2 protein-coding genes are annotated in these 2058 nt (G+C 72.2%); both read left to right on the forward strand.

The genetic code is table 11. The features are described 5' to 3' along the window. Positions 1–1254, forward strand: a 1254-nt coding sequence (locus tag ACH107_RS32270) for a glycosyltransferase family 2 protein (protein WP_412509695.1), incomplete at its 5' end; no start/stop codon positions are given. Between the two features lie 79 nt (positions 1255–1333). Next, on the forward strand, positions 1334–2058 hold a 725-nt coding region (locus ACH107_RS32275; RefSeq protein ID WP_412509696.1), incomplete at its 3' end, for a DUF2793 domain-containing protein.

The following is a 2058-nucleotide window of genomic DNA, read 5'->3' on the forward strand; positions in this document are numbered from 1 at the left end:
CGGCTTGCCTGCCTCAACGCGGCGCTGGCGCAGGCGGGCCTGTCGCCGGTCACGCTCAGCGACGGGACGGGCGCGGCGCTCGACCGGCTGATCCCCGCCACCCCGCCGGCGGGTCCCTCGGGTGAGCGGCCGCTTGTCAGCGTGCTGATGGCCGCGCATGACTGCGAAGATACCATCGCCACGGCACTGCGGGCGATGCAGGCACAAAGCTGGCGCGATTTCGAGCTGCTGGTGATCGACGATGCCAGTACCGACGGCACCGCCCGGGTCGTGGCGGCCGAAGCCGTCCGTGATCCGCGCATCCGGCTGATCCCGCTGTCGCAAAACCGCGGCGCCTACGGCGCGCGCAATGCCGGGCTGGCCGAGGCGCGGGGGCGGTTTCTCACCCTGCATGACGCCGATGACTGGTCACATCCCGAACGCCTGGCGCGGCAGGCACGATTCCTGCTTGAAAATCCCGGTTTCGCCGGGTGTCTCGGCCAGCAGGCGCGCTGCCTGCCCGACCTGCGGGTCAGCCGCTGGACGGGCACCGGCGAGCTTGTCTTCGAGAACATGACCTCGCTGATGCTGCCCACCGAGCTGGTGCACGGTTGCCTCGGCGGTTGGGACGATGTGCGCGTCTCCGCCGACAGCGAGTTGCTGCGCCGGGTGCGGCGGCTTTTCGGGGAAACCGCCGTGGCCGCCCTCGAAACCGGCCCCGTGGCGCTGCAGCGCGACAGCACGGGCAGCGCCACCGCGGACGGCGCCACCGGGATGGGCAGCTTCTATTACGGCGCGCGGCGTGAATATCACGAGGCGCAGCAGCACCACCATGCCACGGCGGGGCATCTTTTCTACCCGCCTGGCGGGCCGCGCCCCTTCCCGGCGCCGGCCATCCTGCGCGACCGGGCCGCCGCGCGGCGGGAAATCGCCCTCGACAGGGTCTATGCCGGCCTGATGACGGTGCATGACGCCGCTCTCGACACGCTGCTGGGCTGGCTCGACGACGACCGGGCCGCGGGCCGGACGGCCGGGCTGGTGCCGCTTTACGCCACCGCCATGCCCGCCGAGGGGGGACTTGCGCTGCATCCGCTTCTGCGCGGCCGCGTCGATGGCGCCGCCCTGCGCGTGCTGTGTTACGGCGAGCGGGCGCGCTGCGCCCTCTACCGCCGCCTGCCCGGGCAGGATGTGCCGGATCCGCATCGCTACCTGCCGCATGTCCGCGACGGCGACCGGCAGGTCCTGGCCCCCGGGGCTGTCCCGGGCGACGGGTAAACAGGCCGCCCGGCGCGCTTACGCGTCCTCAAACCCGCCCCCCGGACTCTCCCCGCGGCCTTTTTCCAAGGAGACCGTGATGTCCGACCTGTCCACCCGTCTTGCCCTGCCCTTCATCGCCCCGGCGCAGGCCCAGAAACACGTCACCCATAACGAGGCGCTGGAACGGCTCGACCTGCTCGTGCAGATGCGGGTGACGGCTTTCGAGGCAACGACGCCGCCCGAGGCCCCGGCGCCCGGCGCGCTCTACGCGCTCGGCGAAGGCGCCGAGGGGGCCTGGGCCGGACAGGACGGCCGGCTGGCCGCGTTCACCGGCGACAGCTGGGTCTTTCTCGATCCGCAGGCAGGCTGGCTCGCCGTCGCGGCGGATGGCGCCGCGCTGCGGATCTACCGCGACGGCACGTGGCAGACAGGGCCGGACCGGCTCGACCGTCTCGGCCTCGGGGCCGAGGCTGATGCCGCCAACCGGCTGACAGTGGCCGGGCCCGCCACGCTGCTCAGCCATGGCGGCGCGGGGCACCGGCTCAAGGTCAACAAGGCCGGGGCGGGGGAGACGGCCAGCGTGCTCTTCCAGTCGGGCTTCACGGGCCATGCCGAGATGGGGCTGGCCGGGCAGAACGATTTCTCGATCAAGGTCAGCCCCGACGGGAGCAGCTGGGCCGAGGCGCTGCGGTTCAACGCGTTGACCGGGTTCTTGGGTGGCGAGGCGGTACAATCCGGCCCCGAAGACACGACCCCGGGCCGGGCTTTGCTCAATGAGGCGCATGGCCTCGGCTCTTTCACGGGTGGGGTGTTGTCGCAACC

It is taken from the genome of Roseovarius halophilus (ex Wu et al. 2025) (assembly GCF_047086965.1).